Source organism: Micromonospora sp. NPDC005173 (assembly GCF_040608515.1).
Lineage (GTDB): Bacteria > Actinomycetota > Actinomycetes > Mycobacteriales > Micromonosporaceae > Micromonospora.
On sequence record NZ_JBEXIK010000013.1, the window covers coordinates 1 to 20,063 of the forward strand.

General features: G+C 70.3%; 21 protein-coding genes and 1 pseudogene. 14 read left to right on the forward strand and 8 right to left on the reverse strand.

Annotated features, from left to right (window positions below; genetic code table 11):
• Positions 1 to 213 precede the first annotated feature (213 nt).
• Both ABZV00_RS16770 and ABZV00_RS16775 read right to left on the reverse strand, forming a co-directional pair.
• Positions 214 to 1,239: an LPXTG cell wall anchor domain-containing protein gene (locus ABZV00_RS16770; protein WP_355606816.1), complete on the reverse strand. Its 1,026-nt coding sequence runs from the start codon at positions 1,237 to 1,239 to the stop codon at positions 214 to 216.
• A 111-nt stretch (positions 1,240 to 1,350) separates the two neighbouring features.
• A pseudogene (locus tag ABZV00_RS16775) lies at positions 1,351 to 1,811 on the reverse strand (glycosyltransferase family 2 protein).
• Positions 1,812 to 1,995: 184 nt separating this feature from the next.
• On the opposite strand from ABZV00_RS16775, the gene ABZV00_RS16780 reads away from it, so the two are divergent.
• From ABZV00_RS16780 to ABZV00_RS16795, 4 genes are all read left to right on the forward strand, one after another.
• Positions 1,996 to 3,870 carry an adenylyl cyclase gene (locus ABZV00_RS16780; protein WP_355606819.1) on the forward strand — a complete coding sequence of 625 codons (1,875 nt, stop codon included), beginning with the start codon at positions 1,996 to 1,998 and terminating at the stop codon, positions 3,868 to 3,870.
• 416 nt (positions 3,871 to 4,286) lie between these two features.
• A complete protein-coding gene (locus ABZV00_RS16785) occupies positions 4,287 to 4,433 on the forward strand; it encodes a hypothetical protein (RefSeq protein ID WP_355606822.1) in 147 nt (48 codons plus the stop codon).
• Entirely contained in the window at positions 4,433 to 5,695 is a 1,263-nt protein-coding gene (locus ABZV00_RS16790; RefSeq protein WP_355606823.1) for a putative sulfate exporter family transporter, read from the forward strand. The genes ABZV00_RS16785 and ABZV00_RS16790 overlap by 1 nt, the downstream gene beginning before the upstream one ends.
• A gap of 157 nt (positions 5,696 to 5,852) precedes the next feature.
• Positions 5,853 to 8,237: a discoidin domain-containing protein gene (locus ABZV00_RS16795; RefSeq protein WP_355606826.1), complete on the forward strand. Its 2,385-nt coding sequence runs from the start codon at positions 5,853 to 5,855 to the stop codon at positions 8,235 to 8,237.
• Positions 8,238 to 8,297: 60 nt separating this feature from the next.
• On the opposite strand, the gene ABZV00_RS16800 is transcribed toward ABZV00_RS16795, so the two are convergent.
• Entirely contained in the window at positions 8,298 to 9,164 is an 867-nt protein-coding gene (locus ABZV00_RS16800; protein WP_355606829.1) for a metallophosphoesterase, read from the reverse strand.
• Positions 9,165 to 9,318: 154 nt separating this feature from the next.
• Between ABZV00_RS16800 and ABZV00_RS16805 the strand changes: the two genes are divergently transcribed.
• Entirely contained in the window at positions 9,319 to 10,170 is an 852-nt protein-coding gene (locus ABZV00_RS16805) for an alpha/beta hydrolase (protein WP_355606832.1), read from the forward strand.
• A gap of 81 nt (positions 10,171 to 10,251) precedes the next feature.
• On the opposite strand, the gene ABZV00_RS16810 is transcribed toward ABZV00_RS16805, so the two are convergent.
• From ABZV00_RS16810 to ABZV00_RS16825, 4 genes are all read right to left on the reverse strand, one after another.
• Positions 10,252 to 11,268 carry a methyltransferase gene (locus ABZV00_RS16810; RefSeq protein ID WP_355606835.1) on the reverse strand — a complete coding sequence of 339 codons (1,017 nt, stop codon included), beginning with the start codon at positions 11,266 to 11,268 and terminating at the stop codon, positions 10,252 to 10,254.
• 125 nt (positions 11,269 to 11,393) lie between these two features.
• Entirely contained in the window at positions 11,394 to 11,798 is a 405-nt protein-coding gene (locus tag ABZV00_RS16815) for a hypothetical protein (RefSeq protein WP_355606838.1), read from the reverse strand.
• A 90-nt stretch (positions 11,799 to 11,888) separates the two neighbouring features.
• Positions 11,889 to 12,065 (reverse strand): hypothetical protein, encoded by a 177-nt coding sequence (locus ABZV00_RS16820; RefSeq protein ID WP_355606841.1) that lies wholly within the window; start codon positions 12,063 to 12,065, stop codon positions 11,889 to 11,891.
• Between the two features lie 161 nt (positions 12,066 to 12,226).
• Complete coding sequence (locus ABZV00_RS16825) at positions 12,227 to 13,261, reverse strand: LacI family DNA-binding transcriptional regulator (RefSeq protein WP_355606844.1); 1,035 nt, start codon at positions 13,259 to 13,261, stop codon at positions 12,227 to 12,229.
• 132 nt (positions 13,262 to 13,393) lie between these two features.
• Here ABZV00_RS16825 and ABZV00_RS16830 point away from each other — a divergent pair, with 132 nt between their 5' ends.
• Entirely contained in the window at positions 13,394 to 14,350 is a 957-nt protein-coding gene (locus ABZV00_RS16830) for a LamG-like jellyroll fold domain-containing protein (RefSeq protein ID WP_355606847.1), read from the forward strand.
• A gap of 37 nt (positions 14,351 to 14,387) precedes the next feature.
• Positions 14,388 to 16,490, forward strand: coding sequence for a PQQ-dependent sugar dehydrogenase (locus tag ABZV00_RS16835; protein ID WP_355606850.1), 2,103 nt, complete (start codon positions 14,388 to 14,390; stop codon positions 16,488 to 16,490).
• Positions 16,491 to 16,492: 2 nt separating this feature from the next.
• Here the strand turns inward: ABZV00_RS16835 and ABZV00_RS16840 are convergent, their stop codons facing one another.
• Positions 16,493 to 16,621: a hypothetical protein gene (locus tag ABZV00_RS16840; RefSeq protein WP_355606853.1), complete on the reverse strand. Its 129-nt coding sequence runs from the start codon at positions 16,619 to 16,621 to the stop codon at positions 16,493 to 16,495.
• On the opposite strand from ABZV00_RS16840, the gene ABZV00_RS16845 reads away from it, so the two are divergent.
• The 7 genes from ABZV00_RS16845 (at position 16,620) to ABZV00_RS16875 (ending at position 20,062) form a co-directional block, all read left to right on the forward strand.
• Positions 16,620 to 17,105 carry a molybdenum cofactor biosysynthesis protein gene (locus tag ABZV00_RS16845; protein WP_355606856.1) on the forward strand — a complete coding sequence of 162 codons (486 nt, stop codon included), beginning with the start codon at positions 16,620 to 16,622 and terminating at the stop codon, positions 17,103 to 17,105. The two genes, ABZV00_RS16840 and ABZV00_RS16845, sit on opposite strands and share 2 nt — an antisense overlap.
• 108 nt (positions 17,106 to 17,213) lie before the next feature.
• Positions 17,214 to 17,627, forward strand: coding sequence for a YbaB/EbfC family nucleoid-associated protein (locus ABZV00_RS16850; RefSeq protein ID WP_355606859.1), 414 nt, complete (start codon positions 17,214 to 17,216; stop codon positions 17,625 to 17,627).
• Positions 17,624 to 17,953, forward strand: coding sequence for a hypothetical protein (locus ABZV00_RS16855; RefSeq protein WP_355606862.1), 330 nt, complete (start codon positions 17,624 to 17,626; stop codon positions 17,951 to 17,953). The genes ABZV00_RS16850 and ABZV00_RS16855 overlap by 4 nt, the downstream gene beginning before the upstream one ends.
• A gap of 4 nt (positions 17,954 to 17,957) precedes the next feature.
• Positions 17,958 to 18,452, forward strand: coding sequence for a hypothetical protein (locus ABZV00_RS16860; protein WP_328415987.1), 495 nt, complete (start codon positions 17,958 to 17,960; stop codon positions 18,450 to 18,452).
• The gene (locus ABZV00_RS16865) at positions 18,445 to 18,975 is read left to right on the forward strand and encodes an endonuclease (protein ID WP_328415989.1); all 531 of its coding nucleotides are present in this window, start codon (positions 18,445 to 18,447) and stop codon (positions 18,973 to 18,975) included. The genes ABZV00_RS16860 and ABZV00_RS16865 overlap by 8 nt, the downstream gene beginning before the upstream one ends.
• A complete protein-coding gene (locus tag ABZV00_RS16870) occupies positions 18,972 to 19,529 on the forward strand; it encodes a hypothetical protein (protein ID WP_355606865.1) in 558 nt (185 codons plus the stop codon). The genes ABZV00_RS16865 and ABZV00_RS16870 overlap by 4 nt, the downstream gene beginning before the upstream one ends.
• Positions 19,526 to 20,062: an SUKH-4 family immunity protein gene (locus ABZV00_RS16875; RefSeq protein WP_355606867.1), complete on the forward strand. Its 537-nt coding sequence runs from the start codon at positions 19,526 to 19,528 to the stop codon at positions 20,060 to 20,062. The genes ABZV00_RS16870 and ABZV00_RS16875 overlap by 4 nt, the downstream gene beginning before the upstream one ends.
• The last annotated feature ends 1 nt before the right edge of the window (position 20,063 follow it).

Consider the following 20,063-nt stretch of genomic DNA (forward strand, 5'->3'; position numbering starts at 1 on the left):
GTCTTAGAGTGACCACCCTCTATACCGGAGCTCCGCTGCTTCGTCTCCACGACACGCTTGACAACCCACCACACCGCCTAACTGAACGGCGTTGGGTCTAGCTAGGGCCAGCACAGTCGGGAAGTCGACTGGTACCGCGAGCTCCTGAACAGCAGGTCAGAATGACAAACTCCGGGCACCGCATGCGGTGCCCGGAGTTTGTCGCCCTTCCGATCAGGCCTGGATGCGCACCATGCGGCGCAGCCGACTGGCCCCGAGCAGGAGACCACCGGCGGCCAGCAGGCCGCCACCCAGGGACAGGATGTTGGTGGTGTTATCGCCGGTGACCGGCAGCTCCTGGTCGTGCTTGCCGTCGTGCCGGTGGTCGAACTTGCCGTCCCGAATGCAGACGGTGACGGTGGCGGGGTCGGAGACGATCTTCTTGTCGTAGAAGGTGCCGGTCGCTCTGGCGGTGTTGACCACCTTGCCGGCCTTGACGTCCGCCCACGTCACCACGTGGGGGTGGACGGCGTGGCAGTCGGTGCTCGTGCCCGGGGCCAGCCAAGTGTTCTTGCAGGCCACCGGACCGGCGGTCTTGTCGTCGACGGCGACGTTCTTGATGGTCTCTGTGCCGGTGTTGGTCACCCGGTAGGTGTAGAAGATCTTGTCACCCTTGGAGGCGAAGCCGTCGTTCTCGCACTTTTTGCGGCAGTCCGACTCGACGCGGGCCTTCTTGTCGATCGACAGGCTGGCCTGCACCCGCTTGGCCTTGGTGGTGACGGTGAATTCGGCCTTGTTGGACGTTACCTTCTCCCTGCGGAACAGCCCGGTCGCTGTGGCGGTGTTGACCACCTTGCCGGCCTTGACGTCCGCCTTGGTGACCGTGTATTTGCCGGTGCAGGTGGCGCTTTCTCCCGGTGCGAGCTCAAGACCATGCTCGATCTCGGTGGCCGGCTGTTTGGTGTCCTTGCAGGTGATGCCAGTGACCGTGTCGTCGGTGACGGTGATGTTGGTGATCGGGTAGTCAGTGCCGGTGCTCCGGTTCTTCACCGTGTAGGTGTAGGTGACCTTGTCGCCGGCCTGTAGACCGGTGGCCGGGGTTCCGGTCTTGATCAGCTCCAGCTTCGGATACTCCTGCGGTTCCGGCGCGGCAACAGCCGGCGAGCCTGCCGTGAGCAGCAGGGCGCCGGCCAGCAACGCGAAGGCGCCCAGCCGCGTAGGAATGCCAACCCGTCTGCGCGACGCAGAGGTCTCGCTCATGTAAATCCCCCGTGTTGTGGATCAGTGACAATGGGGGCAACGAGCGCTAATAGAACATGTCACGCCAAGCGGGCGTGAATCCCCCACATGGTGGACGTCGTGATGAGCTCACTACTTGGTCGCCGTAGCCGTGCAGGGCGGACGCGGATGGCCAGCAGTGGGTCGGTGCGCCGTGGCGGGACGCGCCTGCCTGTTACGGGTCCTGGTCAGCGGTGTACGCGTTGTTCCGCCGGTGGCAGAGCGACCGGACCCGATGTGCTGCCACGGGCCGTGTAGCCGTCGCCGGTTGGCGACCTTGACGTTGCCGGCCACCGCGCCGATCCGCGGGTCGTTGAACGGCTCGATCAGCCGCCGGATCGCATTCGGTTCGAAGACGGTGTCCGCGTCGACGGTCGCGATGATGTCGTGCGAGGCGCCGTGCCGTCGGTCGAACCGTCGTCGACCACGATCACCTCGATGTCCCGGTGGTCGTCGGCCACCAGCGAACGGACCGTGGCGACGATGCCGGCCCGTTCGCTGTACGCGGACACGAGTCGATCCGCATCAGCGCCTCCCCGCATCGCCACCATCATCGTCCATTCTCACCCGCCCGGGCCGAAGTTCGCGGGCCGGGGTCATAGCGTGCGGCCGATTTACCAGGTAGAAACATGCCAACCCCTTCGTCCCGGTCCAACCTACGGCCGAAGGGATCAGAGAGCGCTCTCACGCCCTTGCTGTGCCGGGAGCACGCTCCGGCCAGCGGAGAGGACGAACCGCATGACAACCCAGCCCCGACGGGTGCGCCGGCGATCCGGACGTACCCTCATTCTCGCTCTGGTGCTGACCACCGCCGTCACGATGACCAGCACCGCCGCCAGCGCCGGCCGGCCGACGCATGGCGCCCCGGACTTCGGACCCAACGTCACGATCTTCGACCCGGCTATGCCGATCAGCGAGATCCAGCAGACCCTCGACGCGGCGCACGCCCGCCAGGTCGACAACGAGATGAGCACCGCGCGGCACGCCTACCTGTTCAAGCCGGGCACGTACGGCACGGCGGAGCAGCCGTTGCAGGCCAAGGTCGGCTACTACACCGAGGTCTCCGGTCTGGGTGCCTCGCCCACCGACGTCAGCGTCAACGGCAAGCTGGAGGTCTACAACCGCTGCCTGGCGGACGGCGGCACCGGCAACTGCCTCGCGCTGGTCAACTTCTGGCGCACCCTGTCCAACCTCTCGCTCACCATCAACGCGGCGGGCCAGGACGGTTGCCGGTCGTCGGCGAACTTCTGGGCGGTGTCCCAGGCGGTGTCGATGCGTCGGCTGAACATCAACGGCGGCGGGCTGTCGCTGATGGACTACTGCACCGCCGGCCCCCAGTTCGCCAGCGGCGGCTTCATCGCCGACTCGCGACTGCCGGCCACCACCAACGGATCCCAGCAGCAGTGGCTGACCCGCAACAGTGAGGTCGCCGGCTGGTCCAACGCGGTGTGGAACCAGGTCTTCGCCGGGGTCGAGGGCGCTCCGGACGACGCCACCTTCCCCGACCCGCCGTACACCACGCTGGAGACCACCCCGCTGAGTCGGGAGAAGCCGTACCTCTTCGTCGACGCCAAGGGCGGCTACAACGTGCGGGTGCCCGCCGCGCAGCGGGACAGCCGGGGCGTCTCCTGGGCCGACGGCCTGACGGCGGGGCGGACCATCGGAATCCGCGACTTCTTCATCGCGAAGCCGTCCGACTCGGTGCGCGTCATCAACAGCCAACTCGCGCGCGGCAAGCACCTGCTGCTCACCCCCGGCACGTACGACATCGCGCGCAGCATCGAGGTCCGGCGCCCCAACACGGTGGTGCTCGGCATCGGGCATGCCACGCTCACTGCGGTGAACGGCGCCATTCCGCTGGACGTTGCCGGTGTGCCCGGCGTGGTCGTCGCCGGCGTCACGATCGACGCCGGCAGCGTCGAGTCGCCGGTCCTGCTTCGGGTGGGCCGGCAGCACGGGCGCAACGCCAGCAGCGCGGCCAACCCGACCACGCTGTCCGACGTGTACTTCCGGGTCGGCGGCCCGCACATCGGCCGGACGAACACGGCGCTGGAGGTCAACAGCGACAACGTGCTCATCGACCACACGTGGGTGTGGCGCGGTGACCACGGCGTCGAGGGCTTCACCGAGGGCGTCAACGGCGACACGGAGCGCTGGCGTACCAACACCGGCCGCTACGGCGCCGTCATCAACGGCGACCATGTGACCGCCACCGGCCTTTTCGTCGAGCACTTCCAGCGGTACAACACGGTCTGGAATGGCGAGCACGGCACCACGATCCTCTACCAGAACGAGTTGCCGTACGACCCGCCGACGCAGGCCGACTGGATGAACGGCGCGGTCGAGGGCTGGGCTGGCTACAAGGTCGGCGACCGGGTACGCCACCACACCCTGTACGGCGGCGGGGTCTACGTCTTCAACCAGAACAACCCGTCGATCCACACCGAGAACGGCTTCGAGGTCCCGGTCCGGCCGGGCGTGCGGCTGCACCACATCATGACCGTCAACCTCAGCGCCGGAACGATCGACCACGTGGTGAACGGCGTGGGCGACGCGGCCGACATGACCAAGGTCGGCGTGCCGGTCTACCTCGCGCAGTACCCGCTGCCGTAGGGCAGGTCGGGCGTACCGACGGAGGGCCGGAGCCGGTGTGGCTCCGGCCCTCCGCCTGTCCGGCGGGGTGGTGGGGTCGACGGGTGGATGGAGAAACCACTCCCGTGGGCTTGAATTCCTATCGTCCCGATAGGAAAATGGGTGAATGCCGGTCGGTCCGTTCCTCACCTCCCGTCGGGTCGTGGACCTGATGCGGGTCGCCTCCGAGCTCTGTCCCAGCTCGACGGCGACCGACTGAGCGCCGTCGCTGCCCGCACGCTCCGCCCGGCCCCGCTGCCACGTTCGGCGCGCCGACCCGTATCCAACTGGTGTCCGGCGCCACCCGCCCGCTCGTCGAGGCCCTCGCGCGTCCGCGTTCCGCCCCCATCCCGATCCCGTCACGGCCGGATCGGTCCTTCCCCTCTCGGAGGTATGTCATGAGCACCGATCCGTCACCGTCCACCCCACCAACCGCGCGGGAGTCCCGGCTCGCGTTCAACGAGGACTGGGTGGCGACCATCCTCGGTCTGGTCCTGCTCGGTCTCGTCCTGCTCGGTGCGATCCCCGCCGGGCTGGTGCCCTGATGACCACCGACGCGACCCGCACGGGCGATGAGCCCCGCACGACCGACGCCGCCCGCACGACCGACGCCGCCCACGCGACCGACGCCACTCGCGCAGCCGAAGTGCCCGCCGACGCGGTCGAGCCCGCCTCGGACAGCGGGCCACCGTCGACCGTTGACCCCGCCGGTCCCGCCGGTGTGGCGCGCGGCGGCGCGTTCTGGGCCTGGACGGCGCTCGGCCTGGTGGTCGTGGTGGGGCTCGCCGCGCTCACCCGCTACCTTGAGCAGAACGTCCCCTCGTGGGCCGAGGGCACCGCCGTCGAGGACATCGGGGCGGCGATCGAGTACCCGGTCTACGCGATCCTGCTCGGCCTGCTCGGCAACGCCGCCGTCACCCTGCTCGGGTGGCGCGACCGGATCGCTGCCGCGTTCCGGACCGAGTTCTTCATCAAGACCGGTCTGGTGCTGCTCGGGGCGTCGATCAACCTGGCCGTCATCGCCAGTGCCGCCGGCCCGGCGATCGCCCAGGCGATCCTGCTGATCAGCGGGGTCTTCCTGTTCACCTGGTGGCTGGCCGGCCGGTTCGGGCTCGACGACAAGCTACGCGCGTTGCTCGCCTCGGCGGTGTCGATCTGTGGGGTAAGCGCGGCGATCGCCGCCGCCGGTGCCGTCCGGGCGCGACGCGAGCAGTTGGCCTACACAGCGAGTCTGGTGATCGTCTTCGCGCTGCCGTCCATCTTCATCCTGCCCTGGCTGGCCGACGTGTTCGGGCTCTCCGACGCGGTGGCCGGCGCCTGGATCGGCGGCAACATCGACACCACCGCCGCGGTCACCGCCGCCGGAGCGCTCGCCGGCGAGGAGGCGCTCCAGATCGCCAGCATCGTCAAGGTCACCCAGAACGCGCTCATGGGCGTGGTCGCCGTTGCCCTCACCGCGTACTTCACGCTCCGGGTGGAGCGTCAGCCCGGCGCGGCCCGACCGGGCCTGGGGGAGTTGTGGCGGCGCTTCCCGAAGTTCGTCCTGGGATTCGTTGCCGCGTCGGTCATCGCCACCTGGTACCTCGACGCGGCGGGCGCGGACGGCAAGGCCACCATCGCCATCGTCAACGACCTGCGCGTCTGGTTCCTCATCCTGGCCTTCGTCAGCATCGGCCTGGAGGTCCGGGTCGCGTCGCTGCGGGAGGCCGGCTGGCGGCCTGTCGCGGTGTTCGCCAGTGCCACCGTGTTCAACCTGGCGTTGGCGCTCGGCCTGGCGTCCCTGCTGTTCCGCAACTTCGCGGCCTGAGTCGACCTCGCCCCGCCGGACCTCCGGCGGGGCGGGGTGCTCGTTTCCTTCCGACCCGTTGACCAATATTTTCATCGATCAGTCGAACTCTTGCGAGTCCATATTCGCTACTGCCACGATGACCGTCAATGCCTTCCGTCCCGAAGGAGTGGTCGTCATGGCGGTCTCCCGCCGCAGGTTCGTCACGTCGGTGGTGGCGGGGTCCGCCCTCGCCGCCGCCTCCACCACCGAGTTGCTCACCACCCTCGCCGGCCCGGCCCACGCCGCCAGTCCCCCCGGGGACGTGGTCGGCAAGGTGACGGTCGGCTACCAGGGCTGGTTCAGCTGCCCTGGCGACTCGGCACCCATCGGGGGCTGGTGGCACTGGAGCCGTGACCGGTTCCAGCCGCCCTCGCCTGCCAACACCACGATCGTGTCGTGGCCGGACATGCGCGAGTACACCCGCAGCTACCCGACCGCCTACCCCAACCTCGGCAACGGCTCGCCGGCCACCCTCTTCTCCTCCTACGACCAACAGACGGTGGACACCCACTTCCGGTGGATGCAGGAGTACGGCTGCGACACCGCCGCCCTGCAACGGTTCAACCCGATGGGCGATGAGGGGCCGACCCGCGACGCCATGACGCAGAAGGTCCGCTCGGCCGCCGAGCGCTACGGCCGCAAGTTCTACATCATGTACGACGTCACCGACTGGTTGACCATGCAGTCGGAGATCAAGACCGACTGGACGACCAAGATGTCCGCGCACACCGCGTCCAGCGCGTACGCCCGGCAGAACGGCAAGCCGGTCGTCTGCATCTGGGGCTTCGGCTTCAGCGAACCCAGCCGGCCCTTCACCCCGGGGCCCTGCCTGGAGGTCGTCAACTGGTTCAAGGCGCAGGGCTGCTACGTCATCGGTGGCGTGCCCACCTGGTGGCGCCAGGGGATCGAGGACTCCCGCCCCGGCTTCCTCGACGTCTACCACGCGTTCAACATGATCTCGCCTTGGATGGTCTACCGGACCACCACCCTGGAGGGGCTCGACTCGTACTACAACAACGTCAACATCCCCGACATGGCCGACTGCGTGGCGCGCGGCATCGACTACCAGCCCTGCGTGATGCCCGGTGACCTCGCCGGGGGGCATCGCCGCCACGGCGACTTCTACTGGCGGCACATCTACAACATGGTCCGGCTCGGCTCCCAGGGCCTGTACGTGTCCATGTTCGACGAGTACAACGAGGGCAACCAGATCGCCAAGACCTCCGAGACCCAGGTCACCACCCCGGCCGGCGCGAACATCCGGGCCCTGGACGAGGACGGCGTGGCCTGCTCCTCCGACTACTACCTCCGCATCACCGCCGACGGCGGACGGATGCTCAAGGGGCAGCTCGCTCTCACCCCCGTACGCCCCACCCAGCCGATGCTCGGTGGCCCGCCAACCGGCGGGAACCTGGCCGCCGGCCGGCCCGCCTCCGCGAGCAGCCAGAACGGCCCGTTCCCGGCATCGAACGCGGTGGACTCCAACGCCGCCAGCTACTGGGAGAGCGGCAACGGCGGCTTCCCGCACTGGTGGCAGGTCGACCTGGGCGCCAGCCACCAGGTCGGTCGGCTCGTACTGCGGCTGCCCGCCGGCTGGGAGACGCGTACCCAGACCATCACCGTGCTGGGCAGCACCGACGGCGGCTCCTTCGCCACCATCACCCCGGCCGCCGGGTTCACCTTCGACCCGGCGACCGGCAACACCGTCACCCGCACGCTGCCGACCACCACCGCCCGCTATGTCCGGCTCAGCATCGGCGGCAACACCGGCTGGCCGGCCGGGCAACTCGCCCAGGTCGAGGTGTACGCCGCGACCGGCGGGCCGGACACCCCACCGACCGCGCCGAGCGGCCTCACGGTCACCGGGCGGACGGCGACCAGCGTGTCACTGGCCTGGACGGCGTCGACCGACGACACCGGCGTGAGCGACTACCAGGTACGCCAGGGCGGCACGGTGGTCGCCACCGTCACCGGCACCACGGCGACGGTGAGCGGGCTCAGCCCGTCCACCGGATACAGCTTCACGGTTACCGCGCGGGACACCGCGGGCAACACCTCCGCCCCGTCGAACGCGGTCACGGTCACCACGGAGGCCCCGGTCAACGCGGACCTCGCCCGGGGTCGGCCCACCGCGGAGAGCGGCCACACCCAGAGCTACGGATCGGGCAACGTGGTCGACGGCGACCCGAACAGCTACTGGGAGAGCGTCAACAACGCCTTCCCGCAGTGGGTCCAGGTCGACCTGGGCGCGGCGCGCACGGTCGGGCGGGTGGTGCTCAAGCTGCCACCGGCGGCGGCCTGGGCCACCCGGACGCAGACCCTCGCGGTGCAGGGCAGCACCGACGGGGCGAGCTTCGGCACGCTGGTCGCAGCGGCCGGGCGCACCTTCAACCCGGCCACCGGGAACCAGGTGACGCTCACGTTCACCGCCGCGCAGACCCGCTACCTGCGGATCACCGTCACCGGCAACACGGGCTGGCCGGCCGGGCAACTGGCGGCACTGGAGGTCTACGCGAGCTGACCGCGAGCGGGCGGCCACCGGCGAGGACCAGCGGCCGCCCCCCGGTCGCGATGGTGTGTGTCAGCCCGCCGGTTGCTGCATCCGGCGCAGGTCGTCCGCCGGGTGGATGGTGCGCACCGGGTTCGGCACCGGCCCGCGCCGCCGCCACTCGCGCGGGTAGCCGAGGGAGACCTCCTCGAAACGTACGCCGTCGTGGAACGTCGTCCGGGGAATGTGCAGGTGCCCGTAGACCACGGTGGCCGCGCCGAAGCGCAGGTGCCAGTCTCCGGTGCGGACGGTGCCGCACCACTGGGCGAACTGCGGGAACCACAGGACGTCGGTGGGTTCGCGTACCAGCGGATAGTGGTTGACCAGCACGGTCGGCAGGGCCGGGTCGCGCTCGGCCAGCCGGCGCTCGGTCTCGACGACCCGGGCGTCGCACCACGCCTCCCGGCTCGGGTAGGGATCGGGGTGCAGCAGCGCCTCGTCCGTGCACACCACCCCGGCCTCGTACGCCAGCGCCAGCGACTGCTCCTTGGTGCTCGCCTCGGGCACCCGGAAGGTGTAGTCGTAGAGCACGAAGAGCGGGGCGATCGTGGCCGGGCCGCCGTCGCCGTCCCACACCGGGTACGGGTCCTCCGGGGTGACGACACCCAACCGCCGGCACAGCCGTACCAACTCGCGGTAGCGGTCCTCGCCGCGCAGCCGCACCGGATCGTCGGGCGGTGTCCACAGCTCGTGGTTGCCCGGCGCCCAGACCACTCTCGCGAACCGACTGCTGAGCAGCCCGAGCGCCCACTCGATGTCGGCGAACCGCTCAGCCACGTCGCCGGCGACGAGCAGCCAGTCGCCGTCGTTGTCCGGGTGCAGCTCCCGCACGAACGAGCGGTTCTCCGGATAGCCGATGTGCAGGTCGCTGACGGCCCGCAGCCGGGGCGGATGACTCACGCCCCGAGGCTAGGCCGGCGCGGCCCGGTCGGGACACCCCTGTCCGGTCCGTGTCGCGCCACACCCGGCGGCGGGCACTCCGGTGGTCGGCATATCCGTCGACCGCCCGGGAAAGCGCTGGCGTCCGACAGCCAAACCGGAGCAGGAGTGAAACATGCCTTTCATCACCGTGGGAACGGAAAACTCCGCACCCATCGACCTGTACTACGAGGATCACGGGTCCGGTAAGCCAGTGGTGCTGATCCACGGCTTCCCGTTCAACGGGGCGACCTGGGAGAAGTCGACCACCGCGCTGCTGAACGCCGGATACCGGACGATCACCTACGATCGGCGCGGTTTCGGCAACTCCGCCCAGCCGGCATTCGGGTACGACTACAACACCTTCGCCGCGGACCTCGACGTGCTGATGACCGAGCTGGATCTGCGCGACGTGACCCTGATCGGTCACTCGATGGGCACCGGCGAGGTGATCCGCTACCTGGGCAACTACGGCTCGCAGCGGGTGAGCCGGGCAGTGGTGGTCAGCCCGCTGCAACCAATGCTGGCCAAGGCCAAGGACAATCCGGAAGGCGTTGACCCGAGCCTCTTCAAGGGTTTCCAGCAGGCCATCATCAAGGACCGCTTCGCCTACCTGACCCAGTTCTGCGACGCGTTCTTCAACTACAGCGAGAACAAGGGCAAGCTGGTCAGCGAGGAGGCGTACCGGGCGCACTGGCAGATCGGTGCGATGGCCTCCGCCAAGGGCACCCATGACAGCGTGGATGCCTGGCAGGAGGACTTCCGTCCCGATCTGCCGAAGATCGACGTGCCGCTGCTGATCGTGCAGGGCGACAAGGACAACGTGTTGCCCTACCCGGTGACCGGTCAGCGGCTCGCGCCGATGACGCCGACGTCCCAACTCATCACGCTCAAGGGCGCGCCGCACGGTCTCCCGTGGACCAACGCCGACGACGTCAACAAGGCGATCATGGACTTCATGAAGCAGCCGGCGAAGGCTCGCGCCTGACCCGTACCGGTAGCCGATCGGACACCAGTGCCGCGAGGACGCCGCGACACCCGGCCCCGCTGGGCCGGGTGTCGTCGGCGGTCAGCCCCGGCGGGCCACCACGGCGCCGTTGGCGCCGGGGGCGTCGAACGGCACGGTGCGGGCGTCGACGAAGCCGGCGTCAGAGAGCCAGGCGGCGTACTCGGCGCCCGAGTAGTTCCGGCCGCCCTCGGTTTCGACCAGCATGTTCATGCCCATCAGGGCAGCCTCCGGCGGCCCGGTGCGCTCGTCGTTGAGCAGCAGCTCGCAGACGACGATCGCCCCGCCGGGCGGCAGCGCCGCGTGGCACCGGGCCAGCAGCGCCCGGTTCGTCGGCTCGTCCCAGTCGTGCAGGATCATGCTGAGCAGGATGACGTCGTGGCCGCCCGGCAGCGCCGGGTCGGCCAGGAAGTCGCCGGCAACCGCGCCGATCCGAGCGGTCAGACCGGCACCCGCGATCCGCTCCTCGGCCCGTACGCACACGTGTGGCAGGTCCAGCACGGTCGCCCGCAGCTCGGGCAGCCGGCGGCAGAGCTCGATCGGGAACGCGCCGGCGCCGCCGCCCACGTCGAGCAGCCGGCGGTACGGCGAGAAGTCGTACGCCTCGGCCAGCGCACCGGCGGTGAAGCTGGACGTGGAGTACATGGCGTCCCAGAACTGCGCCAGCATCTCCGGGTCGGCGGTGTCGAACATCGACTCCTGGGCCTGCGGGTCCCAGGTCAGTGGCCGGTCGGTGCGCAGCGCCTCGCCGATGCGGTGCCAGGGCAGGTAGGTACGCAGGTCGGAGTAGCGGACCTGGGCTCCGAAGTAGTACGGGCGGCCCTCCACCAGGAACTGCTCGGCCAGCTCGGAGTTGCGGTAGCCGTCACCGGCCTTCTCCAGCAGCCCGAGTGAGGCGCTCGCGGCCAACAGCAGGTCGGCCGGGCGATCGGCCAACCCGAACTCGGCGGCGGCCTGCTCGACGGTCATCGTCCGGCCGTCGGCGAGTCGGGTGAACAGGCCGAGCTCAACGCCGGCCGCGAGGGTCTTGAAACCCCAGACGCCGGCCACCAGGCTCATGAGGGGAGTCGGAGTGATCATGGCGAATATAAGATCACAGATATCGTCCGTCCACGATGGGCGGACGGCGGTCGATCAGGCCGGGATCAGCGTGACCGGGCGGCGTGTGGACGAGCACCACCACAGCGGGCTGCCGGATGCCTCGGCTAGCGGGTTCGGCCGGCCAGGCGACGGCCGACGCGGCGTGCGCCGAGGCTCACCAGCGTGCTGCCGATCGCCATCCCGACCAGCACCAGGATCGCCCCGACGGCCCACAGTCCGCTGTCGTCGGTCGACGCGGCCTGCCACGACCAGGGCACCGTGAAGGCCACCGTCATCACCGGCGCCACCAGCCACGGACTGAGCCGCCGGACGGCGAGGGCGGCGAGCAGCACGAGGGTCAGCACGCAGCCGATCACCTGCCACGGCTCGTACGGGCCGTTGGACGACCCGGTCTCCGGGTCGACGGTGTACTCGGTGTCCCAGCCCAGCCAGAGCAACCACACCCCGACCGTGGCCGCCGCCAGGAACAGGGCCCCGAGCAGTGCGCGCATACCCCTCATCGCTGTCATCCGGAGATCATCCCCCGCGCGGGCGGTTCGGGAATGAGCACCCGTACCCATCCTGCCAGCGCCGAGCGGGTCACCGGCCGAGGTCGACGCTCAGGGGGTCTTCGGTCCGTTGAGCCGGTAGCCGTCCTCGGTCAGAGTGCGGGTCATGTGCTGTGCGTACCACTGCGGCCAGTCCGGGTCGGTCCGACCCAGCTCCTTCTCGTACTCGCCGTGCGCCTCCGCGGCCCGCTTGAGCGCGTCCAACAGGACCTCCGTCGTCGGGTCCATCGCCGTTTCCTCCCTGCTCGCGAGCTGCTGAAGCCTCACCCTAGGCGGGCGGGGCGGCGGGCGAGCCGGGAACAGCCGGTTCGGGACCGACCGGACCGACGGCGGCGGTTGCTCCCGGCCTGGGTCGCGTGCCGCCGAACCTGGCGGACGGTCTGCGCCGGTCAGGTGCCCGGCGCGGGACCGGTGGAGTCGCGGACGACCAGCAGGTGCCCGGTGGCGCGACGCCGGGGACGCGTCGAGCGGGGCTTGAGCGCGAGGGTGAGTGCCGTGCGACCCATCTCGGTCATCGGCAGCCGGATGGTGGTGAGGCTGGGCGCGAGATCGGCCGCCACGGAGACGTCGTCGAAACCGACGACGGACATCCGCTCGGGCACCGGGACGCGGCGCGACCGCAGCGTCGACAGCACCCCGATCGCCATCGCATCGTTGAGCGCGATGATCGCGGTCGTCTCGGGGTGCTCGTTCAGGATCTGCTCGGTGGCCGCCCGGCCGCCGCCGCGGGTGAAGTCGCCGTGCACGACGGCGAGGTCGGCCGGGGACAACCCGCGCTGCCGCAGCGCCGACGAGACGCCCGCGAGCCGGTCGGCGACCGTGGTGAGACCGGCGCTGCCCGCGGCGACCGCGATCCGCCGGTGGCCGAGATCCACCAGGTGCTGGGCGAGCGCCCGGCCGCCGGCCTCGTTGTCCGGCAGGACGGCGTCGACGCCGAGCGCGTGCCGCCCGATGGCGGCGACCCGGCCGCCGTGGTCCTGGAACGCCGCCAGCTCGGCGCGGGCCTCGGCCTCCACCCGCGGGTCGTCGTACCCTGAGCCGCTGATCAGGATGATGCCGACCCGCTGGGCGATGAGATGGCGGAGCTGTTGCAGCTCGTAGTCGGGGTCGCGACCGGACTGACAGATCTGCACCAGCAGCCCCTGCTCGGCGGCGACCTGGATGACCCCGCTGGCGATCTCGGAGAAGTACGGGTCGTCGACCTGGTGGACGATCAACCCCACCGTGGAGCTGGCGCCGCTGGCGAGGGTGCGGGCGTACGGGTTGGCGACGTACCCCAGCTCGCGGGCGACCTGCCGGACCCGGTCGGCCACCTCCGCGCTGACCCCCTCGCGGCCGGCGAGGGCCCGGGAGGCGGTCGCCAGCGAGACGTCGGCGCGGTCCGCCACGTCCACGAGCCGAGGTCGCTGGCCTGCCCTGGGCATCCGCAACTCCCTGGAACATCCATGTCACCTGATCTCTTGCCAGTGACGATTGTCGAAGCCTAGGGTACGTAAGCGCTTACGTAAGCGCTTACGTTAGTCGGCACCGGCGTGCCGCGAAATGAGGTGAACGCGATGTCCAGGGCCAGAAGAGCCGCCGTCGCCACCGTCTCCCTCCTGGCGGTCGGCGTGCTGACCGGCACGGGGGCGCCACCGGCACAGGCGGACCGGAACCGTCCGTCCGATGTCCACCCGGCCCTGCGAGCGCACCTGGTCGCCGCGTACGACTTCGACCACCCGGTGCCGGGCGACCCCGCGCTGGAGCGCGACCAGGGTCGCTCCGGGACCGAGATCGAGCTGATCAACGGCGGTCCCGCCATGCGGGTGGCCGACCACGCCTACCGGGGCAGCGGCAGGGCGCTGCAGACCCGGCAAGTCGACCCGGCGGTGGCCGGCAACGACGACTGGAAGTCCGGCACCTGGTCGGCCAGCGGGGTGCGGACGCTCCGCGCCTTCAACGCCACCGCCGGCACCACCGTGATGGGCTGGTTCAAGCTGCAGATGGACAGCCCGCTGCCCAACTCCACCACCGCCGACCCGAACGATCGCTTCAACGCCATCGGGCTGGCCGGAGTGTTGACCGGCGACTCCGACGGCCACGGCGTCCGGGCCCTGCTGGAGCTGATCGACGTCAACGGGGAGCTGCGGCTGGTCGCGCTCGGCCGGCGGCTCGACGGCGGCAACTCGCAGACGTTCGCCGCCAGCCAGGACTGGCGGGACCTGCTGCCGGAAGGGGAGTGGGTGCACCTCGCCGCCACCTTCGACTTCGCCACCGGCGCCCTCGCCCTCTACCGCAACGGCGAACCGGTGGACGGCTTCTACACCCGCACCGACGACCCGTGGCTCGTGTCGGGGCCCGGCCCGCACGTGACCACCGCCTCCGACCCCCGGGGCATCAAGATCGGCGGAAGCTTCCCCCAGGACACGCTGGAGCGCAATCCGTGCGACTGCCGCATGGACGGCCTGATGTTCCTCGACAGCGTGGTCTCCGCGAGCGACGTGCGGAGGCAGTACCGCCACCTGGCCCGCTGACCACCCTCGGCACCGTCCCACCGAGAAGGAGACACGCGTGCTCACCCTCCACGACAGCGCCCGCAGGATCCGCGGACCCGTACTGACGGCCGGCCTCACCGCCCTCGTGCTGGTCCTGTCCACCCTGCTCGCGACGCCCGCCCAGGCCGCCGGGGCGGTCTACGACCCGGTCCCCGAGATGCCGATCCAGTCGCGGCTCGGGCTGGTCCTCAGCGAGTACGCCAGCTTCCCGCAGTCGTACCCCAACCCGGCCCCGACCGATCAGCGGCTCATGCGGACCGCCCGGATCAACACCATCGTGGAGGTGCCCGACGGCTCCGGCCGGCGCGCCGTGCCCGACCTGAACGGCAGCCTCTACCTGGTCGAGGGTGGCGTGCCGCACGTCTACCTCGACGTGGCGGCGACGTTCGCGCCGCAGTTCTTCTCCGGCCGTGGCCTGGGCCAGGGCTTCGGGTACGTCGCCTTCCACCCGGAGTTCGGCGCCAACGGCCGGTTCTACACCATCCACACCGAGTCGGCCTCGGCGGCGATCACGCCGCCGGACTACGCCCAGCCCGGCACGATCTACCACGGTGTCATCACCGAGTGGACGGCGACCGACCCGGCCGCCGACACGTTCGCCGGTACCCGGCGGGAGGTGCTGCGCATCGGCTTCGGCGGCCAGGTGCACGGCATCCAGGAGATCAACTTCAATCCCACCGCGAAGCGCCACGACGCCGACTACGGCCTGCTGTACCTGGCGGTCGGCGACGGTGGCCTGGGTGTGCGCAACACCGACCCGCAGAACCTGGGCCTGCCGCACGGCAAGCTGCTGCGGATCGACCCGCGCGGCACCACCTCCGCCAACGGGCGGTACGGCATCCCCGCCACGAACCCGTTCGTCGGCCGGGCCGGCGCGCTCGGTGAGATCTACGCCCTGGGCTTCCGCGACCCGCACCGCTTCAGCTGGGACCGGGCGACCGGCCGGATGTACCTCGGGCACATCGGTGAGCACGCCATCGAGGCGATCTACGAGGTGCGCGCCGGCGACAACTTCGGCTGGAGCGAGCGCGAGGGATCCTTCGTCTTCGACAAGACGGCCACGAACCCCTGCGACCGGCTGTTCCCGCTGCCCGCCGACGACGACCAGTACGGGTACACGTACCCGGTCGCCGCGTACGACCACGACCCCGCCGCGGGCTGGAACTGCACCGCCGACGTCGGCGTCGCGGTGGCCGGCGGGTTCGTCTACCGGGGTCGCGCCCTGCCCGCGCTGCGCGGGAAGTACGTCTTCGGTGACCTGGTCGACGGCCGGGTGCTCTACACCGAGGCGAACGAGATGCGTCGCGGCCGGGGCCTGGCCCCGATCCACCAGCTCGCCCTGTTCGACACCGCCGGCAGCCCGGTCCGGATGCGGGACCTGTCCGGGCCCGGCGCCCCCGGTGACCCCAACCGCGTCGACCTGCGCTTCGGCACCGACGCCGCCGGTGAGCTCTATGTGGTCGCCAAGGCCAACGGAAAGATCTGGAAGGTCACCGGCACCCGGGTCTTCGCCAGCGGCGACGTCGGGAACACCACCCTGCGCCGCACCGCGGGGGCCTCGAGCTGGGCGCCGGTAACCCCGGCGAAGTGGCAGTTCACCCGCGACCAGGTCATCCTCGCCGAGGCCGGAGTCAGCCGGCCCGGGCCGCGCCGGCCGTTCGAGTACGCCGTACTGACCGGCGGTCCGGAGTGGTCGTCGGTCGAGGTCGAGGCGCGGGTACGGCTCGACACGCCGGTGGAGGTCAGCAACCGGGACGTGATCATCGTCTTCGGCTGGCGCTCGGACACCGAGTTCTACTACGCCCACCTCTCCACCGACAACACGATCTATCCGCACAACGGGATCTTCAAGGTCAACAATGCCGACCGGGAGCGCATCGACCACCAGTGGAACGGCCGGTCCCGTGGCGCCAACCCGGCGATCACCGATGCCGACTGGCACCGCGTACGGGTCGTCCACCTGCCGGCCACCGGCGAGATCGCGGTCTACGTCGACGGGCACCGGGACCCGCTGATGACCGCGAAGGACACCACGTTCGGCTCCGGGCGGGTGGGCTTCGGCTCGTTCGACAACGTGGGCCGACTGCGGAACCTGACCGTCACCGGCACTCCGGCCTGACCTCATCTCGTGGGGACGGCGGCGCCCGTGTCGCCGTCCCCACCGTCACGACCACCGGCCGCGGGGCCACCGACGGCCGGGTCCGCCGAGCCGGCCCGGAGGGTGTCGTCCGGTTCGTAGAATCCGTCCATGCCGCAGATCGTCGAGTTGCTGGCCTCGCCCGTGCACCGCTTCCTGGGCCGGCCCACCGACGGCCCGGCGCCGGCCCCGCCCGGTGAGCTGGTCGACGTGGTCCGGATCCGGGCCGGCCTCGGCATCGTCGGCGACCGGTACTTCGGCCAGCCCGCGCACCGCGACGCCAGCGTGACGGTGATCGCCCGGGAGTCGTTGCCACCCGGCGTCGGCCTGGCGGAGGTCCGGCGCAACGTCCTCACCACCGGCATCGCGGTGGACGAGCTGATCGGCAAGGTGCTGGTCCTGGACTCCGGTGACGGCCCGGTCAGCCTGCGGGTCAACCGGGCAGCCCGGCCGTGCGCGTGGATGGACGTCACGGTCGGCCCGGGGGCGTGGAAGGCGCTACGCACCACCGGCGGCATCCGCTGCACACCACTCACCGACGGCACCCTGCGCATCGGGCCGGTCGACGTCACCATCGAGCGGGCACCCGCGTCCTAGTGCCGGCGAGCGTCATCCGTCCATGATGGTGTCCAGGGTCGGCCGGGCCGGGTGAAGCCGTGGTACCCGTCGGTTAGGCTCGGCCCGTTCGGCCTTTGGGGAGGGCACATGGCGGCGGATCCGGTCAGCGGCGACTTCAGCCGCATGTTGGACGCGACGATGCAGGCGCTGGCGGCGGTCAGCGCTCCGACCGATGACGTACCGGCCGATCCGCCGGCCGGCGAGGCAGCGGACGGTCAGGTCCGCGCCGAGCTGGGCCCGGACGGTCGGCTGCGCTCGCTCTGGGTGGAGCCTCGGCTGATGCGGCTCGGTTCGGTGGAGCTGACCGAGCACATCACCACCGCTGTCAACGCGGCGATCGACGCGATGCGGGGTGCCACGGTGCCCCCGCAGGTCGGTGACCTGACGCAGTTGCGGGAGCAGTTGGCGGAGGTCCGGGACACGGCGGTGCCGCGCCTGGGGTCGTTCCTCCAGGCGCTGACCGATGCGCAGGAGCGGATGGTCCGGGGCGGCCCGAAATGAGCGGCGACGGCTTCGAGGTGGAGCCGCAGTCGATGCGCGACGCCGGCGGGACCGTCTCCGATGTCGCCAGCCGGTTCCTCGACGAGTTGGACGGCTTCGAGGCGCAGATGGCCGGTTACGGCGAGCCGTGGGGCGCCGACGACATCGGTTCGCTGATCGGGGTCGCCTACACCGGTGTCGCCGCGTACGTCTTCGACTGCATCGGGATCGCGGCGGAGGAGATCGGCTCGGCCGGTGGCGATCTGACCAGCATGGCCGACGCGTACGACCGGGTCGACGAGGACGGCGCGGGCACGATGCGCTCGCTGGCCGGCGGATTGGGGTAGCGGAGTGGGCTTGCAGCTGCCGGGTGAGTTGGTCACCGCGCTGAGCTGGATCGGCTACTCCTGGCCGGAGGGCGACGAGGAGAAGCTCTTCGAGATGGGCCAGGCGTGGATCGACTTCGCCGGCCGGATCGGCGCCACGGCCGGCGAGGCGGACGCGGGCGCGACCCAGGTGTGGTCGCAGAACCTCGGCCCGGCGGTGCAGGCGTTCCAGGGCTGGTGGACGGGTGAGCAGAGTGGGCCGTCGGTGCTTCGGGACGCTGCTCAGGCGGCCGTCATTCTCGGCGCCGGCCTGATCATCTGCGCGGCGATCGTCCTGGCGTTGAAGATTCAGGTGATCGTGCAGTTGGCGATCCTCGCGTTTCAGGTGGCGCAGGCGATCGCGACCGCGGTGGCCACCTTCGGGGCCACGCTGGCCGAGATCCCGATCTTTCAGATGATCACTCGCGAGATCGTCGGCCTGCTGATCGACCAGGTCATTGGGCAGCTTCTCGATGCCTAGCAAGCCGAGGAGTGGTCGCGGCGCAGCCCCGAAGCCGGCCGCCGGCAAGATCGTCAGCGCGGCCGTCAAGAAGCTCGAGAAGCCGAAGGTCCGGGTGACCGGGCCGGATCACAGCCTGCCGACGAAGGTGATCCAGGTCACGCGCAAGGACTTCCACGCCACCTCGCAGTTCCGGCGCAAGATGGCGGCGCTGCAGAAGCTCAGCGACGAGGGCAAGCTCTACAAGGCCACCAACCCGGTCGAGCGGGACAAGAGCATCACCGACGGTTACAAGGAGCGGATCCGGCAGAAGATCTGGGACAAGTACTGGCCACACGACAAGGATCTGGCCAACCGGCTGAGTGAACGGCTCAGCAGCTACCACCCGGACCACGTGTGGGAGCTCCAACTCGGTGGGCCGGACACCGTTGAGAATCTCAAGTTGCTGCATGGTAGAACCAACACGGACATCGGCTCGCAGATCTGGGGGCAGATCCAGAACTTGCCGGACGGCACCCCGATCCGAATAGAGGTGGTGGATTGACCCCCGAGCTGCACCAGCTCATCGAGGAGCTGCGGGCCGACCTGGTTGAGGACCAGCCGGCAAATCTGGGGTACGCCCAGTTCGGCGACGGCGCGGCCACCGACGCCCTGCCGGCGGACCTTCCGGCGGGCCTGCGGGACCTCCTGCTGGTGGCCGACGGGCTGCGCGCCGGTCGGATCGAGTTGGCGTCCACATCGACCCTCGCCGGCATCCAGTACCACCTCGACTACGCGCCGGCCTTCTCGTCCATTCCCGAGGACCGGGCGGGGTGGCTGGTGATCGGCACCCACAGCGACGAGCCGATCTTCATGGATCGCGGCACCGGCGCCATCTGGTACTTCACGCCGACCGGCACCGAGTGGTTCATGTCGGACGCCTTCGAGGAGCTCGCCCCCGACCTGGACTCCTTCGTGCACTACTACCTGCTCGGCCCGGGCTACGCCGAGCTGACCCCCGCCGACGACCGATGGTGGGCCTTCCTCGGCCAGCAGGGCCTGCTCGACGAGGACGACGAAGAAGAGGCGGACGACCCCGACGCGGAGCGCGGGCGGTGACGGTCACCCGCGAGGAGTTGGTCACGCTGTGGGGCGAGCGCGGCGTCATCTACTTCCCGGACCAGCGCTTCGACGCGATCCTGGGCCCGTTGGGGCCGGAGACGTTCCCGCCGTACGGCGCCCTGCCGGTCGAGGTGCCGATCCTGTTCACGGTCGACGTCTCCGCCCCCGACGTGGAGCTCTTCTCCACCCTGCGGATCGAGGTGGGCGACGAGGCGCCGCGCGCGTACGTCGTGCTGGGCAGCTCGCCCGAGGACCCGATGCTGCTGTTCTGCCTGGAGGCGGCGACCGGCGCGGTGGTGCTGCTCGACCTGCAGACGCCGAACCTGGAGACGGTCAACAGCAGCTTCGCCGCGTTCGTGGAGTTCCTGTACCGGCTGGGCCAGCTCATCGCCACCGACCCGGGCGGCCGGGAGCGCGCGGCCCGTGCCGCGCGGATTCGCATCGACCTGCGGGAGGTCGACCCGACGGCGTTCGCCGATCCGGAATCCTGGTGGAGCCTGGCGTTCGACGAGCTGGAGTCCACGACCTGAG